This is a genomic window from Pseudoalteromonas sp. CO348, assembly GCF_004208845.1.
GTDB classification, from domain to species: Bacteria; Pseudomonadota; Gammaproteobacteria; order Enterobacterales; family Alteromonadaceae; genus Pseudoalteromonas; species Pseudoalteromonas maricaloris.
The window spans coordinates 1-22710 of sequence record NZ_SGPI01000027.1; the positions used below are offsets into that span (position 1 = coordinate 1).

18 protein-coding genes and 5 tRNA genes are annotated in these 22710 nt (G+C 42.6%); 17 read left to right on the forward strand and 6 right to left on the reverse strand.

Annotation, left to right across the window (positions count from 1 at the left end; translation table 11 throughout):
• Window position 1: 1 nt before the first annotated feature.
• Both EXT48_RS13065 and EXT48_RS13070 read left to right on the forward strand, forming a co-directional pair.
• Window positions 2–86: transfer RNA gene (locus EXT48_RS13065), tRNA-Leu, on the forward strand.
• Between the two features lie 86 nt (window positions 87–172).
• On the forward strand, window positions 173–727 hold the full coding sequence (locus tag EXT48_RS13070; RefSeq protein WP_130164718.1) for a hypothetical protein: 555 nt from the start codon (window positions 173–175) through the stop codon (window positions 725–727).
• 117 nt (window positions 728–844) lie between these two features.
• Here the strand turns inward: EXT48_RS13070 and EXT48_RS13075 are convergent, their stop codons facing one another.
• Complete coding sequence (locus EXT48_RS13075; protein WP_130164719.1) at window positions 845–2011, reverse strand: FAD-dependent oxidoreductase; 1167 nt, start codon at window positions 2009–2011, stop codon at window positions 845–847.
• A gap of 230 nt (window positions 2012–2241) precedes the next feature.
• On the opposite strand from EXT48_RS13075, the gene miaB reads away from it, so the two are divergent.
• The 5 genes from miaB to lnt are packed head-to-tail and all read left to right on the forward strand — an operon-like array spanning window position 2242 to window position 7682.
• The gene (miaB, locus tag EXT48_RS13080; RefSeq protein ID WP_010607359.1) at window positions 2242–3675 is read left to right on the forward strand and encodes a tRNA (N6-isopentenyl adenosine(37)-C2)-methylthiotransferase MiaB; all 1434 of its coding nucleotides are present in this window, start codon (window positions 2242–2244) and stop codon (window positions 3673–3675) included.
• Between the two features lie 54 nt (window positions 3676–3729).
• Window positions 3730–4764, forward strand: a complete 1035-nt coding sequence (locus tag EXT48_RS13085; protein ID WP_010370423.1) for a PhoH family protein — start codon at window positions 3730–3732, stop codon at window positions 4762–4764.
• 3 nt (window positions 4765–4767) lie between these two features.
• Window positions 4768–5226, forward strand: a complete 459-nt coding sequence (gene ybeY / locus EXT48_RS13090) for an rRNA maturation RNase YbeY (RefSeq protein ID WP_130164720.1) — start codon at window positions 4768–4770, stop codon at window positions 5224–5226.
• Between the two features lie 22 nt (window positions 5227–5248).
• Window positions 5249–6127, forward strand: coding sequence for a CNNM family magnesium/cobalt transport protein CorC (corC, locus tag EXT48_RS13095; protein ID WP_010370418.1), 879 nt, complete (start codon window positions 5249–5251; stop codon window positions 6125–6127).
• Complete coding sequence (gene lnt, locus EXT48_RS13100) at window positions 6105–7682, forward strand: apolipoprotein N-acyltransferase (protein WP_130164721.1); 1578 nt, start codon at window positions 6105–6107, stop codon at window positions 7680–7682. The genes corC and lnt overlap by 23 nt, the downstream gene beginning before the upstream one ends.
• Before the next feature lie 200 nt (window positions 7683–7882).
• Here lnt and EXT48_RS13105 read toward each other — a convergent pair whose 3' ends face one another.
• On the reverse strand, window positions 7883–10039 hold the full coding sequence (locus EXT48_RS13105; protein WP_130164722.1) for a tetratricopeptide repeat protein: 2157 nt from the start codon (window positions 10037–10039) through the stop codon (window positions 7883–7885).
• 101 nt (window positions 10040–10140) lie between these two features.
• Here EXT48_RS13105 and EXT48_RS13110 point away from each other — a divergent pair, with 101 nt between their 5' ends.
• Window positions 10141–10800 carry a hypothetical protein gene (locus tag EXT48_RS13110; protein ID WP_130164723.1) on the forward strand — a complete coding sequence of 220 codons (660 nt, stop codon included), beginning with the start codon at window positions 10141–10143 and terminating at the stop codon, window positions 10798–10800.
• Window positions 10801–10818: 18 nt separating this feature from the next.
• On the opposite strand, the gene EXT48_RS13115 is transcribed toward EXT48_RS13110, so the two are convergent.
• Together EXT48_RS13115 and EXT48_RS13120 are read right to left on the reverse strand one after the other, a co-directional pair.
• A complete protein-coding gene (locus tag EXT48_RS13115; protein ID WP_130164724.1) occupies window positions 10819–11547 on the reverse strand; it encodes a Sir2 family NAD-dependent protein deacetylase in 729 nt (242 codons plus the stop codon).
• 29 nt (window positions 11548–11576) lie between these two features.
• Window positions 11577–12095, reverse strand: coding sequence for a winged helix-turn-helix domain-containing protein (locus EXT48_RS13120; RefSeq protein WP_130126788.1), 519 nt, complete (start codon window positions 12093–12095; stop codon window positions 11577–11579).
• Between the two features lie 262 nt (window positions 12096–12357).
• On the opposite strand from EXT48_RS13120, the gene EXT48_RS13125 reads away from it, so the two are divergent.
• Window positions 12358–12729: a hypothetical protein gene (locus EXT48_RS13125; protein ID WP_039491923.1), complete on the forward strand. Its 372-nt coding sequence runs from the start codon at window positions 12358–12360 to the stop codon at window positions 12727–12729.
• Window positions 12730–13113: 384 nt separating this feature from the next.
• Window positions 13114–13707 (forward strand): porin family protein, encoded by a 594-nt coding sequence (locus EXT48_RS13130; protein WP_130164725.1) that lies wholly within the window; start codon window positions 13114–13116, stop codon window positions 13705–13707.
• Window positions 13708–13782: 75 nt separating this feature from the next.
• Here EXT48_RS13130 and uvrB read toward each other — a convergent pair whose 3' ends face one another.
• Together uvrB and EXT48_RS13140 are read right to left on the reverse strand one after the other, a co-directional pair.
• Window positions 13783–15786 (reverse strand): excinuclease ABC subunit UvrB, encoded by a 2004-nt coding sequence (gene uvrB, locus EXT48_RS13135; RefSeq protein ID WP_010607369.1) that lies wholly within the window; start codon window positions 15784–15786, stop codon window positions 13783–13785.
• Entirely contained in the window at window positions 15786–17162 is a 1377-nt protein-coding gene (locus EXT48_RS13140) for an MATE family efflux transporter (RefSeq protein WP_130164726.1), read from the reverse strand. The genes uvrB and EXT48_RS13140 overlap by 1 nt, the downstream gene beginning before the upstream one ends.
• 1263 nt (window positions 17163–18425) lie before the next feature.
• Here EXT48_RS13140 and EXT48_RS13145 point away from each other — a divergent pair.
• From EXT48_RS13145 to rsxB, 7 genes are all read left to right on the forward strand, one after another.
• Window positions 18426–18502 (forward strand) — tRNA-Asn (locus EXT48_RS13145).
• Between the two features lie 19 nt (window positions 18503–18521).
• Window positions 18522–18598 (forward strand) — tRNA-Asn (locus EXT48_RS13150).
• 34 nt (window positions 18599–18632) lie between these two features.
• Window positions 18633–18709, forward strand: a tRNA-Asn gene (locus EXT48_RS13155).
• A 48-nt stretch (window positions 18710–18757) separates the two neighbouring features.
• A tRNA-Asn gene (locus EXT48_RS13160) sits at window positions 18758–18834 on the forward strand.
• A 187-nt stretch (window positions 18835–19021) separates the two neighbouring features.
• A complete protein-coding gene (locus tag EXT48_RS13165; RefSeq protein WP_130164727.1) occupies window positions 19022–20965 on the forward strand; it encodes an EAL domain-containing protein in 1944 nt (647 codons plus the stop codon).
• A gap of 597 nt (window positions 20966–21562) precedes the next feature.
• Window positions 21563–22144, forward strand: coding sequence for an electron transport complex subunit RsxA (rsxA, locus tag EXT48_RS13170; RefSeq protein ID WP_010370383.1), 582 nt, complete (start codon window positions 21563–21565; stop codon window positions 22142–22144).
• Window positions 22145–22146: 2 nt separating this feature from the next.
• Complete coding sequence (gene rsxB, locus EXT48_RS13175; RefSeq protein ID WP_045990466.1) at window positions 22147–22701, forward strand: electron transport complex subunit RsxB; 555 nt, start codon at window positions 22147–22149, stop codon at window positions 22699–22701.
• Window positions 22702–22710 lie beyond the last annotated feature (9 nt).

The following is a 22710-nucleotide window of genomic DNA, read 5'->3' on the forward strand; positions in this document are numbered from 1 at the left end:
TGCGGAAGTGGCGGAATTGGTAGACGCGCTGGATTTAGGTTCCAGTATCTTCGGATGTGAGAGTTCAAGTCTCTCTTTCCGCACCATTTAGTAACAATCTCTTTCCTATCTATTCATTCCTAGCTCATTTTTCTAATGTTATTTTTATACTTTCTCCATGTTAGGAAAGAAAGTGCTAAAGTCTTTATTTCTTTTATTCTCATTAATCATTTTCAGTATACCTAGCTTTGTAGAAGCAAAGGCTAGCTCGATTTGCTCTCCATCACACATAGAAATAGCACTCAAGCATTTTAGCTACTGTCAGCCCTCGGAGCAGGCAAATAAAGTTTCATTTCAAACTTTTACTAGCGATACCTACTCAGTTGTAATTAGCGACAACTCTTCTGAACTAACGTTAAGCTGGATAACTGGCGCGACTGCACTTGCTGGTCTACCTAACAAGTACGATTTAACACCTCTTGAGTTTATGACACGAGCTTTCAATGGCACCTTTGATATACAGAGTGAAGACATGCAGAAAGTCAGTGCTGAGCTTGGCGTTATAGACGAAGCAAATGTGTTTACCGCTACTCACGGAGCAAAACATATTTTTTCTTCTATCAGACCTTCAGGAGTTCAAACTGCTTACATTTTGCAGCCCAACAGTGATTGGTTATTAAGGCTAGATGGCAAATTTGATATTAATACCTTGATGTATGTCGTCGATAAGCTAACACTGATGAGATGATTTCGGCACTAAATAATGAAGCGTGCAGTAATACCAATTTATCTTAATACTTGCCCCTTCAAAAAGATCACTTAATTAAGTAAATTGGTGTAACACGCTCAGTGTAGAGAACAAAGATTAAAAACCAACTCCTCCCATGGCGTGCTTAAGCACTTCTTTTTTTAACGGTCCGGCTTTATTCGCCACATTCAGCGCCAGATTTCTCAAATGCTTTAACGGTGTTACTTGATTCGAAAAGCCAAAATAACACGCATCCATCATACTCATCATCAAGAGGTTGTCTTTTCTACGCTTTGACTCGTAATGATGTAGTGCGCTGCTGTCACCAATATCTTCTTTTGACTCAATCGCTTCGGCAAGTGCCGCTACGTCTTTAAAGCCAAGATTTACTCCCTGCCCTGCTAACGGATTAATGGTATGAGCTGCATCTCCTACTAATACCACTCGTTCGCTCACGTATTGGTTAGCATGTTGCCTTGCTAAAGGAAAAACCGCCACTTCTTCAATCTCAAAATCACCGGGTAGCTCAAAAAATGCAGCCTTTACTTCTTGTTTTAGCGCCTGCTTATCTAGTTGCTTAAGTAAATTGAGTTTATTGCCGTTGTCATACCAAATCAGATTGGCATACGGATACTGCATAGGTAAAAAGGCAATGGGACCTGATGGCTTAAATTGCTGCCATGTTTTTTCTTGTTGCGGCGCGTCGAGTTTAATCAGCAGCCCCATACAATGTTGCTCATATTGCCACCCCGTCACGCCTATACCACTCATTTGTCTGACGATAGAACGGCCACCATCAGCAGCAATTAACAAATCAGCGGTAAAGGATGCTGCTTGATACTCAATCGTCACGGAATCCTCATTATGAACAATGCGCTTTGGGATCCCCTCTGGTGAAACCACTTTGATATCAAATTCCTCAAACTGTTGCCACAATGCAGCTTGGATGAGGTTATTCTCAATTAAGTGGCCTAAGTGCGAGGCGTTTAGCGCTTCACAATCAAAGATCAATTGTCCTGGCTTATCCTCATAGGCTTCTAGCTGCTTGTAAACCGCGGCTCTGGTGCTTCTTAACACAGGCATAGCACCAAGCTCATCTAGTAACTGCTCGGAAAAGCGATTGATAGCAGAAACGCGAATATCTACCTTATCACTTGCGAGTATTGCATCAGCTGAGATGGGAGAATGTTCAATAATGGTTACGTCAACACCTTGCTTCGCTAGCTTAACAGCACACGCTGCACCAACCATGCCACCACCGACTATCAGAGCCTTGTTTTTCATGCCATATTCCACTTAATTGAGTCTTTGCGCATTGTAACGCATATAAAAACAGATGTTTGCTTAAAACACCCTGTATTGATCCACATTTTGAAAGTTAAAATCTATACTTGGCTAGACAAGATAGGTCATATAAAATACGCGTCCTTTAGGCATAATGATATCAATTCAGCATCGCCTGCACGAGAAACGCGTAGTGCTAAACACCGAGTTGTAAACGAGGCAATATTTAAATGAGTAAAAAACTGCATATTAAAACCTGGGGTTGTCAGATGAACGAGTATGACTCCCAGAAAATGGCGGATCTTTTGGATTCAACAAATGGCTATCAGCTTACAGAAGAAGCTGAGCAAGCTGATGTGATCCTACTCAATACTTGCTCGATTCGTGAGAAGGCACAGGAAAAAGTATTCCACCAACTTGGTCGTTGGAAACTACTAAAAGACACAAACCCAGATCTTGTTATCGGTGTTGGTGGCTGCGTAGCATCACAAGAAGGCGACACCATTCGTCAGCGCGCTCCATTTGTTGATATCGTGTTTGGCCCACAAACATTGCACCGCCTGCCAGAGATGATCAAACAGGTGCAAAGCAAAGAAGGTGCTGTCGTTGATATTTCATTCCCTGAAATTGAAAAATTTGACCGCCTCCCTGAGCCAAAGGCTGAAGGCCCGAGTGCATTTGTTTCAATTATGGAAGGTTGCTCTAAGTACTGTACTTTCTGTGTTGTACCATACACGCGTGGCGAAGAAGTAAGCCGTCCTTTAGATGATGTGATCCTTGAAGTTGCTCAGCTTGCGGAGCAAGGGGTACGTGAAGTGAACTTACTCGGTCAGAACGTAAATGCTTACCGTGGTGAAATGCACGATGGTGAAATTTGTTACTTCTCTGACTTAATTCGCTACGTTGCAGCAATTGACGGTATTGACCGTATTCGTTATACAACATCTCACCCGGTTGAATTTACACCAGATATCATTGAAGCCTATGCGGATGTGCCAGAGCTTGTTGACCATTTACACCTACCAGTACAAAGTGGTTCAGACCGTATTCTAAACCTAATGAAACGCGGTCATACTGCGCTTGAGTACAAATCAACGATCCGCAAGCTACGGAAGATCCGTCCGAACCTAAGCATGTCTTCAGATTTCATCATTGGTTTCCCAGGCGAATCGAACGCAGACTTTGAAGCAACGATGAACCTGATTAATGATATCGGTTTTGATATGAGTTTTAGTTTCATCTACTCGGCGCGACCTGGTACACCAGCAGCCGACTTACCTGATGATGTTGCAGAATCAGAAAAGAAAGAACGCCTGTATCTGCTACAGAACCGTATCAACCAAATGGCGCAGGATATCAGTCGCAAGATGCACGATACCGAGCAGCGTATTTTGGTTGAGGGCCCATCGAAGAAAAACCCAATGGAACTGCGTGGTAGAACCGAAAATAACCGCGTTGTAAACTTTGAAGGTCCACACTCAGTGATCGGCCAATTCGTCGATGTACGTATTACTGAGGCATTACCAAACTCGTTACGTGGTGAACTTATCCGTACTGAAGCAGAAATGGATTTACGTCGTGACGTAAAACCGTCGGATATCTTAAATAAAGCACCACAAGAACCTGAAATTAATGAATTAGGTGTTGGTACTTTTACCCCCTAGCATTTTTAAATTGTGCGCTAGCTTCGGCTAGCGTCATTTTTATAGGAAGACATTTTGAGTAATCAGATAAAGAATATAGAAATTTACTTAGAACCCGCAGATAACCACCGCCTTTCTTCACTTTGTGGTCCGTTCGACGAAAATCTAAAACAAATAGAACGTCGCCTTGGAGTTGAAATCGCGCACCGTGACAATTGGTTTAAAGTGACCGGACAAGCGGTAACGGCAAAAGCAGCTGTGGATATTCTAAAGTCTCTATATGTTGATACTCAGCCTGTGAAAGGAAAAATGACAGAAATCGAACCGGATCAGGTTCATCTGGCCATCACAGAAGCGAACGTACTTGAGCAAGACGCCCCAACCGTGTGGGACAAAGAAGTCTATATTAAGACTCGTCGCGGTGTGGTTAAGCCTCGTAACCCAAATCAGAGCCAATATGTCGCTAATATCTTAACTCACGATATTACCTTTGGTGTTGGTCCTGCGGGTACAGGTAAAACCTATCTTGCTGTTGCAGCAGCGGTTGATGCGCTAGAACGTCAAGAAATACGTCGCATCCTCCTCACTCGTCCAGCGGTTGAAGCTGGTGAAAAGCTGGGCTTCTTGCCGGGTGATTTAACACAAAAAATCGACCCTTACCTTCGTCCACTTTATGACGCCCTATTCGAGATGCTTGGTTTTGAAAAAGTTGAGCGCTTAATCGAAAAAAATGTCATCGAAGTTGCACCTTTGGCGTATATGCGCGGTCGAACACTCAATGACGCGTTTATTATCTTGGACGAGAGCCAAAATACCACGACTGAACAAATGAAGATGTTTCTAACGCGGATTGGCTTTAATTCAAAAGCGGTGATCACCGGCGATATCACGCAAATCGATTTACCTCGTGGTGCGCGCTCTGGACTTCGTCATGCGATAGAAGTGCTCAATGATGTAGAAGAAATTTCATTTAACTTCTTTAAATCTCACGATGTAGTTAGACACCCTGTGGTTGCTCGTATCGTCGAAGCATACGAGAAGAAAGAAGAACAAGAGCGTCTCGCTAAAGCTGAAAAGCATCAGGCGAAACAGCAACCTTCTGAGGAATAAACCATGGACTTAATGCTAGATTTGCAATTGGCTTGTGAGTTTGAAAACTTGCCATCCGAAGCACAATTTCAATTATGGGCAGAACATGCATTAACGCAATTTCGCGAAGAAGCGGAATTAACGATTCGCATCGCTGACGAGCACGAAAGCCAAGAGCTCAATAGCCAGTATAGGGGCAAAGACAAGCCAACCAACGTGTTGTCTTTCCCATTTGATGCGCCACCGGGGATTGAGTTGCCACTTATTGGTGATTTAATTATTTGTCCCCAAGTGGTATACCAAGAATCCATAGAGCAAGAAAAGACCTTTCATGACCACTTCGCCCATATGGTTATCCATGGTTGCTTGCATTTACTTGGATTTGACCATATAAATGAACAAGACGCGGTAGAAATGGAAACAATAGAGAAGCACATTCTCGCTTCTTTGAATATCGCAGATCCTTACAGAGACGATTGTTAAATTAACGGAGCAGACACAACTAATGAGCGACGATAACTCGCAAAGTAGTCAGGGTTCTTCTAGCAAGACCTGGCTGGGACGCATCACACAGATGCTGCAAGGGGAACCCCAAAATAAAGAAGAACTGGCTGAAGTCATCGCTGATGCGCAAGAGCGCCAGCTGATTGACCCAGAAACCAAAGATATGATGGAAGGTGTACTCAGCGTTTCAGAGCTGAAAGTACGTGACATCATGATCCCACGTTCGCAAATGATTACACTTGATGTAGATGAGCCGCTCAGTGCTCAACTCCCTATGATGGTAGAATCTTCACACTCGCGTTTTCCTGTGATTTGTGAAGACAAAGACCACGTAGAAGGCATCTTACTTGCCAAAGATCTCTTACCTTTGATTTTGCGCGAAGAGAGCGATTTGCCAAGTATCCGCGAATATCTTCGTCCCGCTGTGGTCGTGCCTGAAAGTAAGCGTGTCGATACCCTGCTCAACGAATTCCGTCAAAAACGTTACCATATGGCTATCGTGATTGATGAATACGGCGGTGTATCTGGACTGGTTACTATCGAAGATATTCTCGAAACCATTGTTGGTGAAATCGAAGATGAACATGATGACGACGAAGAACAACAAGATATTCGTCAGCTGTCTAAACATGTTTATACTGTGCAAGCACTCACGCCCTTGGATGAATTCAACGAATTCTTCAAAACCAACTACGACACCCAAGAAGCAGATACCATTGGCGGTATTATTCTTCATGCATTTGGCCATATGCCAAGCCGTGGTGAAACTATAGACATAGATCCCCTTCAGTTTAAGGTAACTAACTCCGATAACCGGAGGATCTTACAAATTCAAGTAAGTGTACCTAAATCTGAACATGTTGAAGACTCTAGTATCTAACCTGAGTAACCTCGCAAAAGATAAGTTTGCATGGCTGGCACTCATTTCTGGCTGTGCGCTTACTTTTGCTTATTCCCCTTTTGGTTTTTGGCCTATCGCGTTTGTCAGCTTGATTATAGCGACTTGGCTTACCGATAAACCCAGTCCAAAGCTCGCGGCTAAATATGGCTTTTTATTTGGCTTTGGCTGGTTTGCCCTTGGCATAAGCTGGGTGCATGTCTCTATCGCTGAATTTGGTGGTTTACCCTTACCTGTCTCATTGCTGTTGATGGCATTACTATGTGCTTATCTTGCCATCTACCCAACATTGGCATTTGCTTTTGCCAGCTACTTTACTCGCACACCTTGGCAACGGGTGTTGGCACTTGTTGCGGGGTTTGCTATTACCGAGTGGCTACGAGGCCATATGCTTACGGGCTTCCCTTGGCTTAGCTTTGGTTATACGTTAACTGACTCGCCTCTGGGCAGTTTAGCCCCTTGGATCGGTGAATTTGGCTTAACATTGCTAGTTATTCTAGCGACAACAAGCCTTTACTATCTACTTAAACAACGTGCGATTTATCTCACCATAGTCTGCTTTGCTGGCATTGCCGGTTTATACAGTGTGCCAGTCATTCAAGGCCCACTAAAATACTCGGGAGATGAAATCACCACTTTACTTGTACAAGGTAATATCAAGCAGAGTCTGCGCTGGGAGCCTGAGCAATTTTGGCCTACCATGTCTAAATATCGAGATATGACTAGACCTAACTGGCAAGGCGTTGATTTAGTGGTGTGGCCAGAAGCGGCTATTCCTGAATTTGAAGATATCGCCTACCCATTTTTAGAAGGGCTGGACAAAGCCGCCGCGTTTAATGGCACGGCGCTGATAACGGGCATTCCCGATTATCAGTTTGATACCAGAACCGCGTACAACACGCTGATCACCCTTGGTAAAAAGGAACAAGAAGACAGCGAAGGGCAATATCACTACCTGCACAAAAACCGCTACCAGAAGCACCAATTGTTACCTATTGGTGAGTTTGTACCGTTCGAAGACCTATTGCGTCCTATAGCCCCTCTTTTTAACTTAGCGATGTCGTCATTTACTCGAGGTGATGCGGTACAACCAAACCTACTTGCGAACGGTTTGCATGTGTTACCCGCTATTTGCTACGAAATCGCGTTTAGCGAGCTTGTTAGAGGTAACTTTACCTCTGAGTCAGATATTCTTTTTACTGTGAGCAACGACGCTTGGTTTGGAGATTCCCACGGCCCGCATCAGCATATGCAGATCGCTCGCATGCGTGCCTTAGAATTACAGCGCCCATTAATTCGAGTAACGAATAATGGTATTACTGGTGTTTACGATCCGCTTAGCAAAGTTCAGCATGCCATTCCACAATTCGAAGCCAACATACTGAAAAGTGATGTAAAACTCATTAGTGGAGTGAGCTGGTATGCAGAGCATGGTAATCGCCCCATCTGGTTTATTGTCGCTTTTATTATGCTGATACTCACCGCTGCAAAGGTAAAGCCCATAGTGCTTAAGCGATTTGAACGCAACTTTTTGTAGTTGCGGTGTTGTACCTATCGCGATGTAAAATCGCTCCTACACGTAATATATAACGTCTGGTAGGAGCCGCTTTACGCGGCAAGCTTTTACTATATCGCGATGTAAAATCGCTCCTACATGCAATAAGTAACCACTGGTGGGAGCCGCTTTACGCGGCGATCTTTTGTGCCCTATCGCGATGTAAAAGCAGGTTTGTGTTATTACTCACAAGGTATAATAACACTCACTTTCAACCCACCTAATTCGCTATGCGCAACGGCAATGCTGCCACCATGTAATTCAACCAGTTTTTGACAAATAGATAAACCTAAGCCGGAGCCACCAAGATCTCGGCTACGTGATTTATCACAGCGGAACAAACGTTCAAACAATCTCCCTAAAGCTTCATCGCCCACACCTGGACTTGAATCTTCAATAACACATTGGATTTGCTGGCTTTGGTAGCTAATATTCACGGAGACTTCTCCTGGCTTGTCGGTATAATTCACACTATTACGAGCCAAGTTATTGAATACCTGAGCAAATCTAGTTACATCAATATCGATTTCCAGTTCATCTGGTAATTCTATATTGGCATTAAACTCAAGCCCTTCATCCGTCACAAAGTCATCAATATCTTCAACAAGACCAATAAACGCTTGTTTGGCATTGACACGCTCTAACGCCAAGTTAAGGCTGCCAGTATCTGCCTGCGCGAGTTCATAGATATCTTTAATTAATGTGTTAAGAGTATCGAGACGGCGGTTAAGCACTTTGTAGCTCTGCTTTGGATTTTCCACCAAATTATGTTCCAGAGATTCAATATGCAGCTTAAGTACGGTAAGCGGTGTTCTTAATTCATGAGAAATATCTGCAAGTAGTTGCTGCTTTAAATCCAAAGTTTTGTTGAGAAGCTGCTTCTCGAGTTCAAGTGCCCGACGTTTGTTTCTCGCAAGTAATAAGAACGCGCTCAGTAGAACGACCAAAACTCCCACCACTGCTGCCGTTACTATTTGTTCTACGCGCTGTTCAGCCAGTTCTACATCACGCTGTGTTTTTAGACTTTGTAGCTCATATTGATTTTTCTGGTACTCGGTATCCATCTGATAAGCCAAGGCTTTTTGACTGGCTTCTTTTTCAAGCTGAGAAACCTTAGATTCCGCATATTGCAAGTGATAATTAAGCGCAGACTCAAAGTCACCTTTCGCGCTATAGGCGTCCTTTAACACTCGTAATGCGGTTTCCTTGAGGCCAAGATAAACCTCATCTTGAGCAATAATTTGCTCCATACTTTGAATAAAAAAATCAGCTCGTTCAGGTAAAACAATTTGCGCATAGGTAGTCATCGTCTCTTGATAAAGCACTTTACTTTGTACCGGATCAATTAACTCTAACGCCTGTTCAACATATTCTTTGGCCTGAGCTTTTTCATTTGCTTTTAATTTAACTTCAGCCAAATTGCTCAGCGCCCAGCCCTGATTTCTGGTGTGCTCATTCTCCTCGAAAATCGTAAATGCTTTTTCAAATGACGCTTGTGCATTGTCATATTGGCTGAGTTTCATTTGTTCACGACCAATGCGGATCAACGTGTAAGCTGAATAAACGATATTGCCCGCTTTAATGTCATAGTCATATGCGGTTTGATAGGCTTCAAGCGACTTTTCATGGTCGCCAATCACTTGATGTGCACCACCTAGGTTATAGTAAACTTGTCCAAGTAAAACCGTATTTTCCTGTTTTTGGCTTTTTAGTACAGCTATCGATTGCTGCAGTAATTCAAGTGCCTTGTCCGGTAATGAAAGATCCGAGTAAACATCTGCTAACTGAGTGATCGCAGACACTTGCAAATCTGGGAGTTCATACTTCTTTGCCACTTCAATTGAGAGTTCATAACTCTCTATCGAGTCTTTATAACTGCCATTGCTTTTGTAAGCAGCAGCCCGAAAGCGATAGGCGTGGCTTAACAATCGATGCATATCAAGCGCAGATAGCTGAGATACGGCTAGGTTTAAATAACTAATCGCGTCGCTAAATCTCCCCTCTTTGAGCATGAGGTCACCATACGTTAAAGAGTATTTAGCTTCATATTCGGGTAAATGATGCGAGAGTAATACCTGTTTAAAGCGCTCCGCCCATTTATATGCCTCTTCGAGCTGGAAACCGTTTTTTAATGCAACCGTGGTCTTATGGTGAACGTCTGCAATTTCTTCCGGTGTTAAGCCCGACTCTAATACTTGGTCGACTTTTTGAAGTGCGCTATCACGTGTTTCTTGTTGCTGAATTTCTTTAATAAAAGCATCGTATAAACGCTCATTGGCATAAACTAGCGGGCTTAATAGTAGGCAACAAGTAAGCAGTATTATCTTAAAGTGCAACACGTAATCGTCTCTTTGTTATTATCGTTATAAATTGAGCAAAACAGCAGGCGAATAGGCTATCATATTGCGTGAGCATTAAATAATAAATTGTGGTTCTATGTATGTCGAATAATAGTCTAACTCAGTTTTTGCTAGCGTTAAAAAGCGCGGATATAGAAAAAATAAAAACCGTGTACGCACACGCTCCCAAAGACGAGCAGATTGAAGTCCTCAAGTTTCTTTTTCAAAGTGCGCAGAGTAACACTGCACTCTATGGCCACTATCAAGATATAGCGAGTATTTGCTTACAAGCAGCATGCTTTCCAGAAGCGATGATAGCTGCGATTAACTCCTTGGAGAAGTTTGCCTTTTTCTCAACACCTTTGATCCAAGCTGAGCAAATCAATAATCTTAACCCGCAAGGAAATAACATACTACATATTCTTTTATCGCAAATGCCCGCGAAAGATAACGGTCTAAATTATCTTAGAACCTTATTGCACTTTGAAAGCAAAGAGCTACTTCAAAATGCACTGAGTCAAAGAAACGCAAAAAAGTTAACACCTCTAGAATGCTACTTAGCTTTTAATAGCCATACTGCGCCACTGAGTATTCAAGAATTAAGCGCTTTACTTGGCTTGATGGAAATCGAAAGGCGACATACAAGCGCAGTGGGAAGCCACAACGCCAAAGTGATTGAATCACACCTCCTACAACAACACCGGCTCAGTGAATATAAACAATTTCTGCTAGCCACTTACTATCAAAACAATGCAGGCTAACTTTCCTCAGGCTTTAAATTAAGAGGTTGGCAAACTGGCGATGTATTCACTTGCCGTCATGCGGTGATAGGTGACTTGTTCGTAAAGTAAGTGCGCAGGGTTTGGGTCAACCACTTCTATCGGAATTGCTTTGTGCCTTGCTATTTCCAGGGCCATTTGAGTGATATTGACACTAAAGGAAGTACCCATAAAAATTATTCGATCCGCGGCATACATTCGTGACTGTGCTTCGCTAATACGATACAGATCGGTGTAGTATTCGTCGAATAACAATACATATGGCTTAAGAGACACGCCTTTTTCAGGCCCGCGTCGAGCAATCTTGAAAAGTGCTAACAACGACTCAGCTAATCGACTTTCATCTACCTCATCCCAAGGGGCAGTAAAGCACTCCGTGGGCTCACCTTGGGTATGAAAGGGTGTCACCTGATCAACACGTCCATGGATCGCAATAAAGTGGTTATTACCCGCTTTACCATCTAAACCGTCAATATTTTGCGTGATCACATTTTTATCACTAAGCCATTGATGAACTTGATTGGGGCCGTGATTACGGTAAGTCACAAAACGATGGTAATACCATTTTAAGAATTCTGCCGGTTGCGATTTATACATTGCGCGCGTTGCCATTTCTTGAGGAGTGTAATTAGCCGAACCTATCGTCCAAAAGCCATCCTCTCCCCGAAAAGTTGGAATACCACTTTCGGCACTCACCCCTGCACCTGTGATATACAACGTTTGCAACATGACACAACCTCAACTCAAGTAAATTTGACTCACGATAACGTAAAGTAGATACCCAAGGCTAGCAACACAAGTGCACCCGCAAGCCCAAACATAGGCAGTTTGCGACCAATAGATTCTGGTCTTTCGAGCACTTCAGAAGGCGATTCAGTCACTACAGCCTCGTCCTCCTCCGGTTGTACATCCACTTTAGTCGACTCATTGGTCGCTGTTTGAGGTGAAGCCTGCGATGAAGCCTGAGCTTCCGCAGTCCCTTCAAAAGCCGTACAAGGGATCTGCCATTGATATCCTTTTCGTGAAAAGGTTTTGATAGCATCATCACCGAACAAAGCTCGTAAATGGCCAATATTTTGAAATACGACCTGATCTGTGACTTTTCGATCTGGCCATACTTTCTCTAAGATGTCTTCTTTACTGTGGATAGTTTGAGGAGCGGATAAAAATAGCTCCAATATCTGAGCAGGTTTTTGTTTTAAATTTAGCTTTCTGTCGTCTTTATAAAGCTTTAGCTCTTTGCTATCAAACAAAAAATCCTTAAAAGCGAATTTCATTTCCCTAGTTCCCAACTTGGTCTTAATTACTATAATAATTATTGTTTTATTCGAACTTACTACGACATAACATTGCATTTATAGCGAAACATGCCGCGAAAATATAGGGCAATGTTACATCGGTTTACAAACTATTGATAAAATCGGCTTTTAGTATAGAGCGATCACTCAGAAAATCACTACCTAATCCTTAGAATAATTCGAATAGACTCAAAACCTAAGCGTATATAAACTGCGTTTTCCGTAATTGTTAGGCAGGCTCATGTTACTTGCTTTTATCTACTCCATGGTGTTGATAAAAACCTCATTACTCGGGTTAGGAGTAGTCAGTATTGTGCTCTCGGTAGCCTTTATCGTCGCGTTACGCCTCAACCTCCCAGCCCTGCCAGTCAATGCAAAAAGCAAATTTATTAAATCCTTTAAGTTTGTTCTCTTCGCGCACCTGCTCGGTTACTCGCTGCTAGTGAGTAAACTTTTGTTAATTGATGGTTGGCAAGACGTGCCTATGTTCATTGCAAGTCATTTGATCATGCATCACATATGGAGTGGGCTTATTGCTGCGATTTTGACATTGACGACCATACTAAAATACCAAACGTTCATTGCAAAACCTAAGACAGCTAAAAGCACTTAGCAAGTGCAACTATTTAACCTGAGGTTTGGATAAGAAATGTTCCAACTCATTGTTGCTAAAGCACAACTTAGTTTTCTCCTTGTCTAGCCAGAGAGTTTTAGGGAAAACACCGCTTCCGCGTCCTGCTCTCGCTAAGGTACCTACATCCTGTAGGCAAGGCGAATTTACGCACCAATAGCTGGCTATTGGAAGTGAATTCAACGCAGTTAGCGCTAAAACTGGCTGCTAGAAAGGCATTAATTATCCGCAGCTCAGGTTATTTATATTTGTAAAATAATAAGAACCAAATTCGACGCCTTATTACACTTTATGACAGCCCCCCAACAGACCTTGACACCCCCACTATTTATACTGTTCTCAAGTTAACCACAACGGACATTGATTATGAAAATTAAAGCGCTCTTATCTCTTGCATTACTCACAACAAGTTTATCGTCTTTTGCAGATCAAAATAATGAGACGCATCGCGTTGGTTTAGACATCTCAGGCGGTGGCGCTTCTTATAAAAGCTCAAGTAAAGATGGTGATGGTGTAGGCCAAGCCTACCTGTATTACAACTATCACTTTACGCCAATTTTGGCACTTGAATTAGGTTATAACAGCGGTGAAGACTTAGATGATTGGAAGTGTGAAGACGAAAATGATCGCAAGTTTACCTGCACACAAAATAACAAAACTTTGTTTGGTCTTGGTGCTAATAACTTAGAATTTGATAACTTTGTCGTTGCTGCAAAAGGCTACTATCAAATTTCCGACAACAGCTACTTTTATGGCAAATTAGGTGCAAACTATTACGATTACGAAATCACTCGTGGCCGCACTAAATTAATTACCGACGATGGTATCGGCTTTGTCGCTGAAGCCGGTTGGCAATATGACTGGGATAACGGTATGGCAGTTAACCTTGGCTACAAGTACCTTGATATGGGTGATTTGGATACATCGAGCCTATCTCTAGGTGTCAGCTACCGTTTCTAAAGCAACCTACCCAACCAATAAAAAAGCATGTGGTCTACACATGCTTTTTTATTCTTTAAAGCCGACGTTTTAGCCCTAGGCTTTAATCAAACGCTTTTGTAAGATCTGAACTTGATCGCGCGCTTGAGCTGCTTTTTCAAACTCAAGCTCTTTGGCAAACTTCATCATTTGTGCTTCAAGTCGGTCTATTTCTTTGGCGATCTCTTTCGCATCCATTGCAGGCATACCTGGTTTAAATTTGGCATCGATATCCACCACTTTGTCATCAGCCACTTCCTCACCAAGATCCATTACATCCGTGATCTTCTTATTGAGCGCCGTTGGTGTAATGCCATTAGCCTCATTATACGCCTCTTGCTTTTCTCTACGTCTTTGCGTTTCATCTATAGCTTGGCGCATCGAGTTGGTCACCCTATCACCATATAAAATAGCTTTACCATGTAAGTGACGTGCCGCGCGGCCAATTGTCTGAATTAGAGAGCGCGTCGAGCGTAAGAAGCCTTCTTTATCTGCATCAAGTATGGCAACCAATGAAACCTCAGGCATATCCAAGCCCTCTCGTAACAAGTTGATGCCGACTAGTACATCAAAAACGCCTTTGCGTAGGTCTCGAATGATCTCCATACGCTCAACGGTATCGATATCAGAGTGTAAGTAACGCACCTTAACATTATGATCGTTAAGATAATCGGTCAGATCTTCTGACATGCGTTTTGTTAGCGTAGTAACCAGTACACGCTCATTCACTTCCACCCGTTTGTAGATCTCAGAGAGCAAATCATCAACTTGAGTTGCAACTGGACGCACTTCTACTTCTGGATCTAATAGCCCTGTTGGGCGGATCACTTGCTCGGCAACATCACCCGCTGATTTATTCAATTCATAATCACCGGGTGTCGCCGAAACATAAATGGTCTGCGGCGAAATCGCTTCGAACTCTTCAAACTTTAGTGGTCTATTATCTAGCGCAGACGGTAATCTAAAACCATATTCAACTAAGTTTTCTTTACGACTGCGATCGCCTTTATACATTGCCCCCACCTGCGAAACGGTAACGTGGGATTCGTCGATGATCATAAGCGCGTCATCCGGCAAATAATCTAACAAAGTTGGTGGTGGCTCGCCTGGTGCTCGTCCCGATAAATATCGACTGTAATTTTCAATACCAGAGCAATAGCCAAGCTCTGTCATCATTTCAATATCGTACTGTGTACGTTGAGCGATGCGCTGTTCTTCGACTAAGCGGTTTTTATCCAATAATTGAGTGCGGCGGTCTTTGAGTTCCACCTTAATGCGCTCAATGGCATCAAGGATCTTTTCTCTTGGCGTTACATAGTGAGTTTTTGGATAAATAGTCGCGCGAACTAGGTGTTTTTCAACAGCGCCAGTCAAGGGATCAAATAAACTGATCCGCTCTATTTCATCGTCAAACATCTCAACCCGTACCGCAATGGTTTCCGATTCCGCAGGAAAAATATCAATAACTTCACCGCGAACTCGGTAGGTACCACGACTAAAATCCATATCATTACGCGTATATTGTAGTTCAGCCAAACGCCTTAACATATCACGCTGATCGATAGTTTCACCGACTTTCAATAACAGCATCATTTTCATGTAAGAGTCGGGATCGCCAAGGCCATAAATCGCTGAAACTGAGGCAACGATGATGGTGTCTCTGCGCTCAAGCAAGGCTTTGGTCGCGGATAAACGCATTTGCTCTATATGGTCGTTGATAGACGCGTCTTTCTCAATAAAAGTGTCGCTGGCAACGACATAGGCTTCGGGTTGATAATAGTCGTAATAAGAGACGAAATACTCAACTGCATTATGAGGAAAGAACTCTTTCATTTCGCCATACAGTTGCGCTGCCAGCGTTTTGTTATGCGCCATAATAATTGTCGGGCGGTTAAGGTTATTAATGATGTTAGCCATGGTAAAGGTTTTACCCGTTCCCGTAGCCCCCAGCAAGGTTTGATGTGCAAGGCCTGATTCTAAACCATCGCACAGCTGAGCAATCGCTGTTGGTTGATCTCCGTTTGGCTGAAACTCAGAAACTAGCTGAAACTTATCTTCCATTACGCCTCCTTTTGAACCTCGCTTGCTGCAATTTCATTAATCACTTTCTTAAACCAATTGTAGGCAATGGCTGCGGTAAATAAATTCCCCAAAGCAGCGCCTGCAAATAGCCCTGGCAACCCAGCCAACTGTGAGCCTATATAAGCAATAGGTACATAAAATATGAACAGTCGGATCACACTTAGAATGAGCGCATTCATCGGTTTATGCAACGCATTAAATGATGAATTAGTTAATATGATCACGCCTTGAAGACCGTATCCAAGCGGCATGATATAAATAAATAGCTGTATGGTTTCAACAACAGCAGGCTCATTACCAAAAGTATGACTAATGTAGTAAGCGCTCAATACCAGTAATAAGTAGACAGCAAATTGAAAACCAAGTACAAATTTAAGTGTTTGGGTATAGGCATCAGACACACGCTGATAGTGCTTTGCACCAAAGTTTTGACTTACAAAGGGAGGCAAGGTCATAGAAAGCGCTAATACCACCAGACTTGCGATAGACTCAATACGACTTCCAACACCAAATGCGGCCACAGCTTCAGGTCCATAACTGGCTATAAGTGCTGTCATTACCGCCATTGCTAACGGCGTTAGCATATTTGCGCCAGCTGCAGGCAGGCCAATGGTGAGAATTTTTTTCGCCGCGTTTGTGAAGCTGGTGTATTTTGCAGACAGTGAGATAAGACGTTTTTTAACTATCAGCAAATATAAAATAATAGTTACCCCTAGACTCCAAGACAACACACTGGCCACTGCTGCCCCTTTTACACCCATTGCATCAATAGGCCCAAATCCGAAGATTAATATCGGGTCCAGCACCGCATTTACTAATCCCCCGAGTCCCATAATTAAGCTTGGCGTTTTGGTATCACCACTGGCGCGCAGCACTGAATTACCAATCATCGGCGTTATCAATAAAATCGAACCAATGAACCACACCGACATATAGTCGTGGATAAATGGCATAACCGCTTCACCAGCACCGAGAAGAATGAAGATCTCATCGACAAAAATGAAACCGAGAATAGAAAGTAATGAAACGAATATCGCAGAGATAATAATAGCTACTGCGGCATCAAATTTGGCTTCCTCGAGCAAATTGCTACCTAAAGCCTTCGCGATAACGGCGGATGTTCCAATACCTAACCCGATGGCTAAGCTAATTACAGTAAAGGTAACAGGAAAGGTGAAACTGATTGCCGCGAGCGGCTCGGTGCCAAGCATACTAATAAAGAAAGTATCAACGAGATTAAACATCATCAGCGTGATCATCCCGAATATCATGGGGATCGTCATTCGCTTTAAAGTCGCCCCAATATCACCAAAAAGGATATCGTTGCCATTGGAATTTGACTTAGCTTGAGTCATAACAACCTATTTCTGATACTTTAAGCGGCTCATTGTATGCTATTCAAGATGTTGACGCTATGCGGTAAACGTTAAGAGTCGTTATAAAGTCTAAATTAGCAACAGTTACCTATAAAAAGCTTGTATTACGCTACAGGATTGAGGTTTAGTGTTAAAAATAACGATTCAGTATGTTTTGACAAAAAAGTTACAATCCAGCTTGCAAAGTAGCATGTTTTTTGCACAGCCAAAATGGTAAAAAGTTCATAAAAGCTTCACACTGAACAACAAATAAACAAAAATAACCAACCAAATATAAGCCATTGATATTATTAAAATTAAATATTTATCGAATTTTACTTGAAACGGCTGCAGCGCCCTAATTTCATAGTCTTGCAATACTTCTCAAATAATAATAAACAATGTTATCCACAGATTCCGTGGATAAGTCGCTCCAAGCCAATAGAATAAAGGTTTTCAGCTTGGAGTAATTTTGATCAATGGCGTGTTTAGTGTGATCATTCTTAAAACAACAACTGGATCAATTTAGATCTCTAGGCTAACCTTGCTTCTGGAAGTAAAAAGCATTTAACGACTAAAAATAATAAGAAACACATATCCAACTGTTTTAATTCAACTTTTTATTAAATCATTGATTCTCATTTTAATGATAGTAACTACTTACTGTTTGTCACGCCGCGTTTAGATAGAGATTATCAATACCACACTATTTATGCTCATTGATCTCATTCACGTGATAATTGCAATGATTTAAAGATCTCAAGAAAACATCATAAAATGAGCAGTTAGGGATATAATTCAAACAAAACGTTCAAAAAATACATTAATCAGAATATATCACTGTATAGATAAACAGTAAACACTGTATATGTTAATTTTATTCGACATCCCCTATACGGTGATTTAGGAATTTTATACAACAGCCCTATCTTTCATGTTTTGCAGATTTTCATCATGTAGGCATATTGAAATCAAAACTCACTGAGAGTCATTATATGAACGATGGATAAATTACGTATTGCTCAACTTTTGCTTAGATTACTAGGCGGCAAGTCGAGCGCTGCGATCAAAACCCACTCAGGGGGAGCCAAAATCGTACAGCAAAGGTCAATAGGCCCTATATCAAGAATCCAAAACTAGCTAAAAAGCCAACAAATAGCGCATTAATTCATCGCTTAGTAGAGTTTTTTACGTTTCTGTGATTTTAGTGGTTGACACCTTGCAATGTCGTCATTAATATTTCGCCCCGTTGAGAGATACGCTTCCCCCTTAGCTCAGTTGGTTAGAGCGACGGACTGTTAATCCGCAGGTCCCCCGTTCGAGTCGGGGAGGGGGAGCCAAATTCTCACACTTGACTATTCCCCCTTAGCTCAGTTGGTTAGAGCGACGGACTGTTAATCCGCAGGTCCCCCGTTCGAGTCGGGGAGGGGGAGCCACTCCTTTACCGGAAAGTCAAAATCTTATTGTAGTTCCCCCTTAGCTCAGTTGGTTAGAGCGACGGACTGTTAATCCGCAGGTCCCCCGTTCGAGTCGGGGAGGGGGAGCCAATCAATAAGATATTGCTCAAAAAGAGCATTCCCAAAGTTCCAAATTGTTCCCCCTTAGCTCAGTTGGTTAGAGCGACGGACTGTTAATCCGCAGGTCCCCCGTTCGAGTCGGGGAGGGGGAGCCAATTCCACGAAAGCATTAGACTTTTTCCTGCATTTACACTACTCTACAAGCAATATTCTCACTGCATTTGCTCAAATAACAACCTTCTCTGTAATTTATCGACCAGACAAAAATCAAACCGATGAATTTGATAAAGAAATTGGCAATGCACCCGATACTATGGAATAACCCTCTTTAAGAAGCGTACTATGGCTGGTTTTAAAAAACTTATCGTACTCCAAGTCACCTCTTGGCTATTATTCTCCTTGATTGGTAGCTTTTTTTTCGCAACAAGTTTTGACTCTGCAATCAACAAAGCACAACAAAGTGCCCATACCATGGTGACAGAGTATATAAAGGATAAGAAACTCACTGAAGTTACTCCTGAACATATCCGCCAAGCTTTAAATAGCGGAGATGTTTTCTCAACTTTTATTGTACGAGACTTTAACGGTCAAACCGTTTTGCAAGTCAATACACCGAGCAACCTCCCCTTTATCGCCGAACTCATAGAATCAAATATCAATGCTATTCGCCCCCAATTTGCTGTTAACGATAGCAAAGACATCAAAATCGAATTCTTGATCAATGCACAAAGTCAGGCACAATTACTACAACAAGCCCTACTGCTACTTATCATTATTTCAGCGTTAGTTGCCTTTATTCCTGTTTTCTTTATGCAAGGCGTGTATAAAAAGCTGAATCGCAACGTTAGTATGACAGTGGCCAATGCGGTAGATTCATATATCACGCAAAATCAAGCTACCGACAATATTGAATTTGACTTTAACGATGGCAAAGTTGCAGAACTCGGCCAAGATTTAATCCCCTCTTTTAAACGCTTAGCCAGCTTTTTAAAGTCAAAGCAAGAAGACATCAAAAATGCCGCCCACTCTATCAAGCAAGAAGCGTATAAAGATGTGGTCACCGATCTTGGCAACCGTAATATGTTTGTTGAGTACTACGAGCAATATATCGAGTCGTCTGCCAAAAAGGCATTTGGCTCACTGGCGATGATCCGCTGTTCTGAATTGCAGGTCATTAACCAAACCCGCGGCTATCAAAAAGGCGATGAATACATTAAGTCAGTATCGGATATCATCAAGCACGTCACCGGCACTTATGCTGGCAGCCAGGTGTTCCGTTTAAATAGCTCGGATTTTGCAGTGATATTACCCAATGTGCCAAGTAAGGAAGCGGAAGAGTTTGGTGAAACACTGCAAGCCCGCTTTACTCAGTTCCAGCAAAACCAAGAACTATCATCAGTTGCAAACACTGGGATCGTGCCTTATGAGAACGGTAAACCACTTGGAGAACTACTCTCGGTCGTCGATAATGCGATGAGCATGGCGCAAAGCAAACAAGCCAATGCTTGGCATATTCAACGTGAGTCTGACTTAGTGAATAATGTCAGTGCTGGATTTGGCAATCAAAACTGGCGTCGCGTGATCCGCGATGTGATCAACAGCAAGCGTGTTAGCTTGATGATGCAAAATATCATGCCAATTGGTAAAAACTCTAAGGCCTATGCAGAGATCCAATCCCGCTTCAAAACCGAAGAAGGACAAATGCTACCAACTGCGTCCTTCCTTGCCATGGCGGAAAAGCTAGAAATGGCCATTGAGATTGATCAGCTGATCATCGACACCTCGCTAGAACTTATCAAAACGCGTAACTTTAATGAAAAGTATTTTGGGATCAACGTTACCGCATCGAGTGCTCATAATGATCAATTTGTGATCTGGTTAGAGCGTCGTTTGTTAAAAGAAACCAATCTGGCCTCTAAACTGGTATTTGAAGTTAGCGAGTTTGGCTTACAACAAAATATTAAAGCCAGTAAGCGCTTTATTGATATGGTTCATCGTGCCGGCGCTCGTATCACCGTCGAGCGTTTTGGTGTGGGTTTAACGTCGTTTAAGTTCTTTAGAGACTTAAAGCCTGACTATATCAAAATGGATGCAAGCTATACTCGTGGTCTAGAAGAAGACAAGAATAATCAATACTTTATGCGTTTAATGGTTGACCTTGCACACCGTATCGGTGTCAACGTATTTGCCGAAGGTATCGAGAGCCAAGAAGAGAAACACATCGTCGAAACGCTTTGTTTGGACGGTGTACAAGGCTATTACATCGAAAAACCAAAAGAAATCTAGGAAACCTGAGCTTGGATAATTCTCCCATTATCTAAGTTTAACGAAAGTTCCAAGGGCAACGTATTTGCCCTTCCCTTTCCCGCTGCCATTGCGCTGATTTTCGTACACTATCATTTGCCACACCAGTTACAATCTGTGTTACTATTGGCAGGAATTATCATTCAAATTTATCCATGCGATCGAAGAAGTTCACAAAGATAAGCTTGAAGATTATTTCGGCGCTAGCGGTAATCCAAGATCTAGCAATAAAATCACTCTATCACCATGATTTTATTGCTAAAAGCTCATATATTTAGCCTGATAAACAAACTCTGAATCAGGATTACTTGCTAATAACTGAATGAAAACTGTCAGCATTACATGACAAGCTACAGCCTCACACTATTTGAGAGGCTAGCTTAAATGATAGCAAGGCACATGTTTTCACTTAAAAAATTCAAAGCAGAACGGTGCTATCGGTTTAATTCTACTAAAAAGTATTTTTAGCAAAATTAAATCCAGTCAAAACTTGCACCTAGTAAGTTCTTTAATACAGTTAACTATCACCTCGATTTGACGGGAAAACCCGCATAAAGTGAATAAGTTATAGAGGCAGGAATGACCGAATACATTTTGTTGCTCATTGGCACAGTGCTGGTGAATAACTTCGTTTTAGTCCAATTTTTGGGCTTATGTCCATTTATGGGGGTATCTGGAAAATTGGATACCGCAGTGGGAATGTCGTTAGCGACCACCTTTGTTCTTACGCTAGCCTCAGTCACCAGCTACTTGGTCAATCAGTATATTTTATTGCCTCTCGACCTCACTTTTTTAAGAACGATGAGCTTTATTTTGGTTATCGCGGTAGTTGTACAATTTACGGAAATGGTGGTGCGTAAAACCAGTCCAACCTTGTATCGGTTACTGGGGATTTTCTTACCTTTGATCACCACCAACTGCGCTGTACTAGGCGTCGCACTACTTAATATCAAAAAAGACCACACCTTTTTAGAGTCTGCAGTCTATGGTTTTGGCGCTGCGGTTGGCTTTTCCATGGTTTTGGTGCTATTTGCCGCTTTGCGTGAGCGTTTAGCTGTCGCCGACGTGCCGACACCGTTTAAAGGCGCATCGATAGCGATGATCACCGCAGGACTTATGTCGCTTGCGTTTATGGGCTTTTCTGGATTGGTTAAGTTTTAGATATGACATTACTTTACGCATTACTTGCGCTGGGTGCGCTGGCGCTTATGTTTGGTATTGTACTTGGCTATGCCGCAGTGAAATACCGAGTTGAAAGCAACCCCATTGTTGAGCAGATAGACGCCATTCTGCCACAAACTCAATGCGGCCAGTGTGGCTATCCCGGCTGTCGACCTTACGCTGAAGCGATTGCGAATGGCGATGACGTAAATAAATGCCCTCCCGGCGGTGAAGCTACAGTGAAAAAACTGGCGGACTTAATGGGCGTAGAAGCAAAGCCACTAGCTGGCGGAGAAGACGCAGAGCCGGTCAAGAAAGTGGCTTACATTCGTGAAGACGAATGTATTGGCTGTACCAAATGCATTCAAGCTTGCCCCGTGGATGCTATCGTTGGTGCAACCAGACAAATGCACACCGTGCTCATCGACGAGTGCACAGGCTGCGATCTGTGTGTCGAGCCCTGCCCGGTCGATTGTATTGATATGATCCCGGTTGCACAGACCAAGCAAACGTGGAAGTGGCAGCTAGACGCCATTCCTGTGACACAGATTGATTAAGAGGTTTAA

Bases quoted from the DNA above. Each gene is read 5' to 3' on its own strand.
- EXT48_RS13075 (WP_130164719.1), bottom strand. From the start codon at position 2,011: ATGAAAAACAAGGCTCTGATAGTCGGTGGTGGCATGGTTGGTGCAGCG.
- miaB (WP_010607359.1), top strand. From the start codon at position 2,242: ATGAGTAAAAAACTGCATATTAAAACCTGGGGTTGTCAGATGAACGAG.
- ybeY (WP_130164720.1), top strand. From the start codon at position 4,768: ATGGACTTAATGCTAGATTTGCAATTGGCTTGTGAGTTTGAAAACTTG.
- corC (WP_010370418.1), top strand. From the start codon at position 5,249: ATGAGCGACGATAACTCGCAAAGTAGTCAGGGTTCTTCTAGCAAGACC.
- lnt (WP_130164721.1), top strand. From the start codon at position 6,105: ATGTTGAAGACTCTAGTATCTAACCTGAGTAACCTCGCAAAAGATAAG.
- EXT48_RS13110 (WP_130164723.1), top strand. From the start codon at position 10,141: ATGTCGAATAATAGTCTAACTCAGTTTTTGCTAGCGTTAAAAAGCGCG.
- EXT48_RS13115 (WP_130164724.1), bottom strand. From the start codon at position 11,547: ATGTTGCAAACGTTGTATATCACAGGTGCAGGGGTGAGTGCCGAAAGT.
- EXT48_RS13120 (WP_130126788.1), bottom strand. From the start codon at position 12,095: ATGAAATTCGCTTTTAAGGATTTTTTGTTTGATAGCAAAGAGCTAAAG.
- EXT48_RS13125 (WP_039491923.1), top strand. From the start codon at position 12,358: ATGTTACTTGCTTTTATCTACTCCATGGTGTTGATAAAAACCTCATTA.
- EXT48_RS13130 (WP_130164725.1), top strand. From the start codon at position 13,114: ATGAAAATTAAAGCGCTCTTATCTCTTGCATTACTCACAACAAGTTTA.
- uvrB (WP_010607369.1), bottom strand. From the start codon at position 15,786: ATGGAAGATAAGTTTCAGCTAGTTTCTGAGTTTCAGCCAAACGGAGAT.
- EXT48_RS13140 (WP_130164726.1), bottom strand. From the start codon at position 17,162: ATGACTCAAGCTAAGTCAAATTCCAATGGCAACGATATCCTTTTTGGT.
- EXT48_RS13165 (WP_130164727.1), top strand. From the start codon at position 19,022: ATGGCTGGTTTTAAAAAACTTATCGTACTCCAAGTCACCTCTTGGCTA.
- rsxA (WP_010370383.1), top strand. From the start codon at position 21,563: ATGACCGAATACATTTTGTTGCTCATTGGCACAGTGCTGGTGAATAAC.
- rsxB (WP_045990466.1), top strand. From the start codon at position 22,147: ATGACATTACTTTACGCATTACTTGCGCTGGGTGCGCTGGCGCTTATG.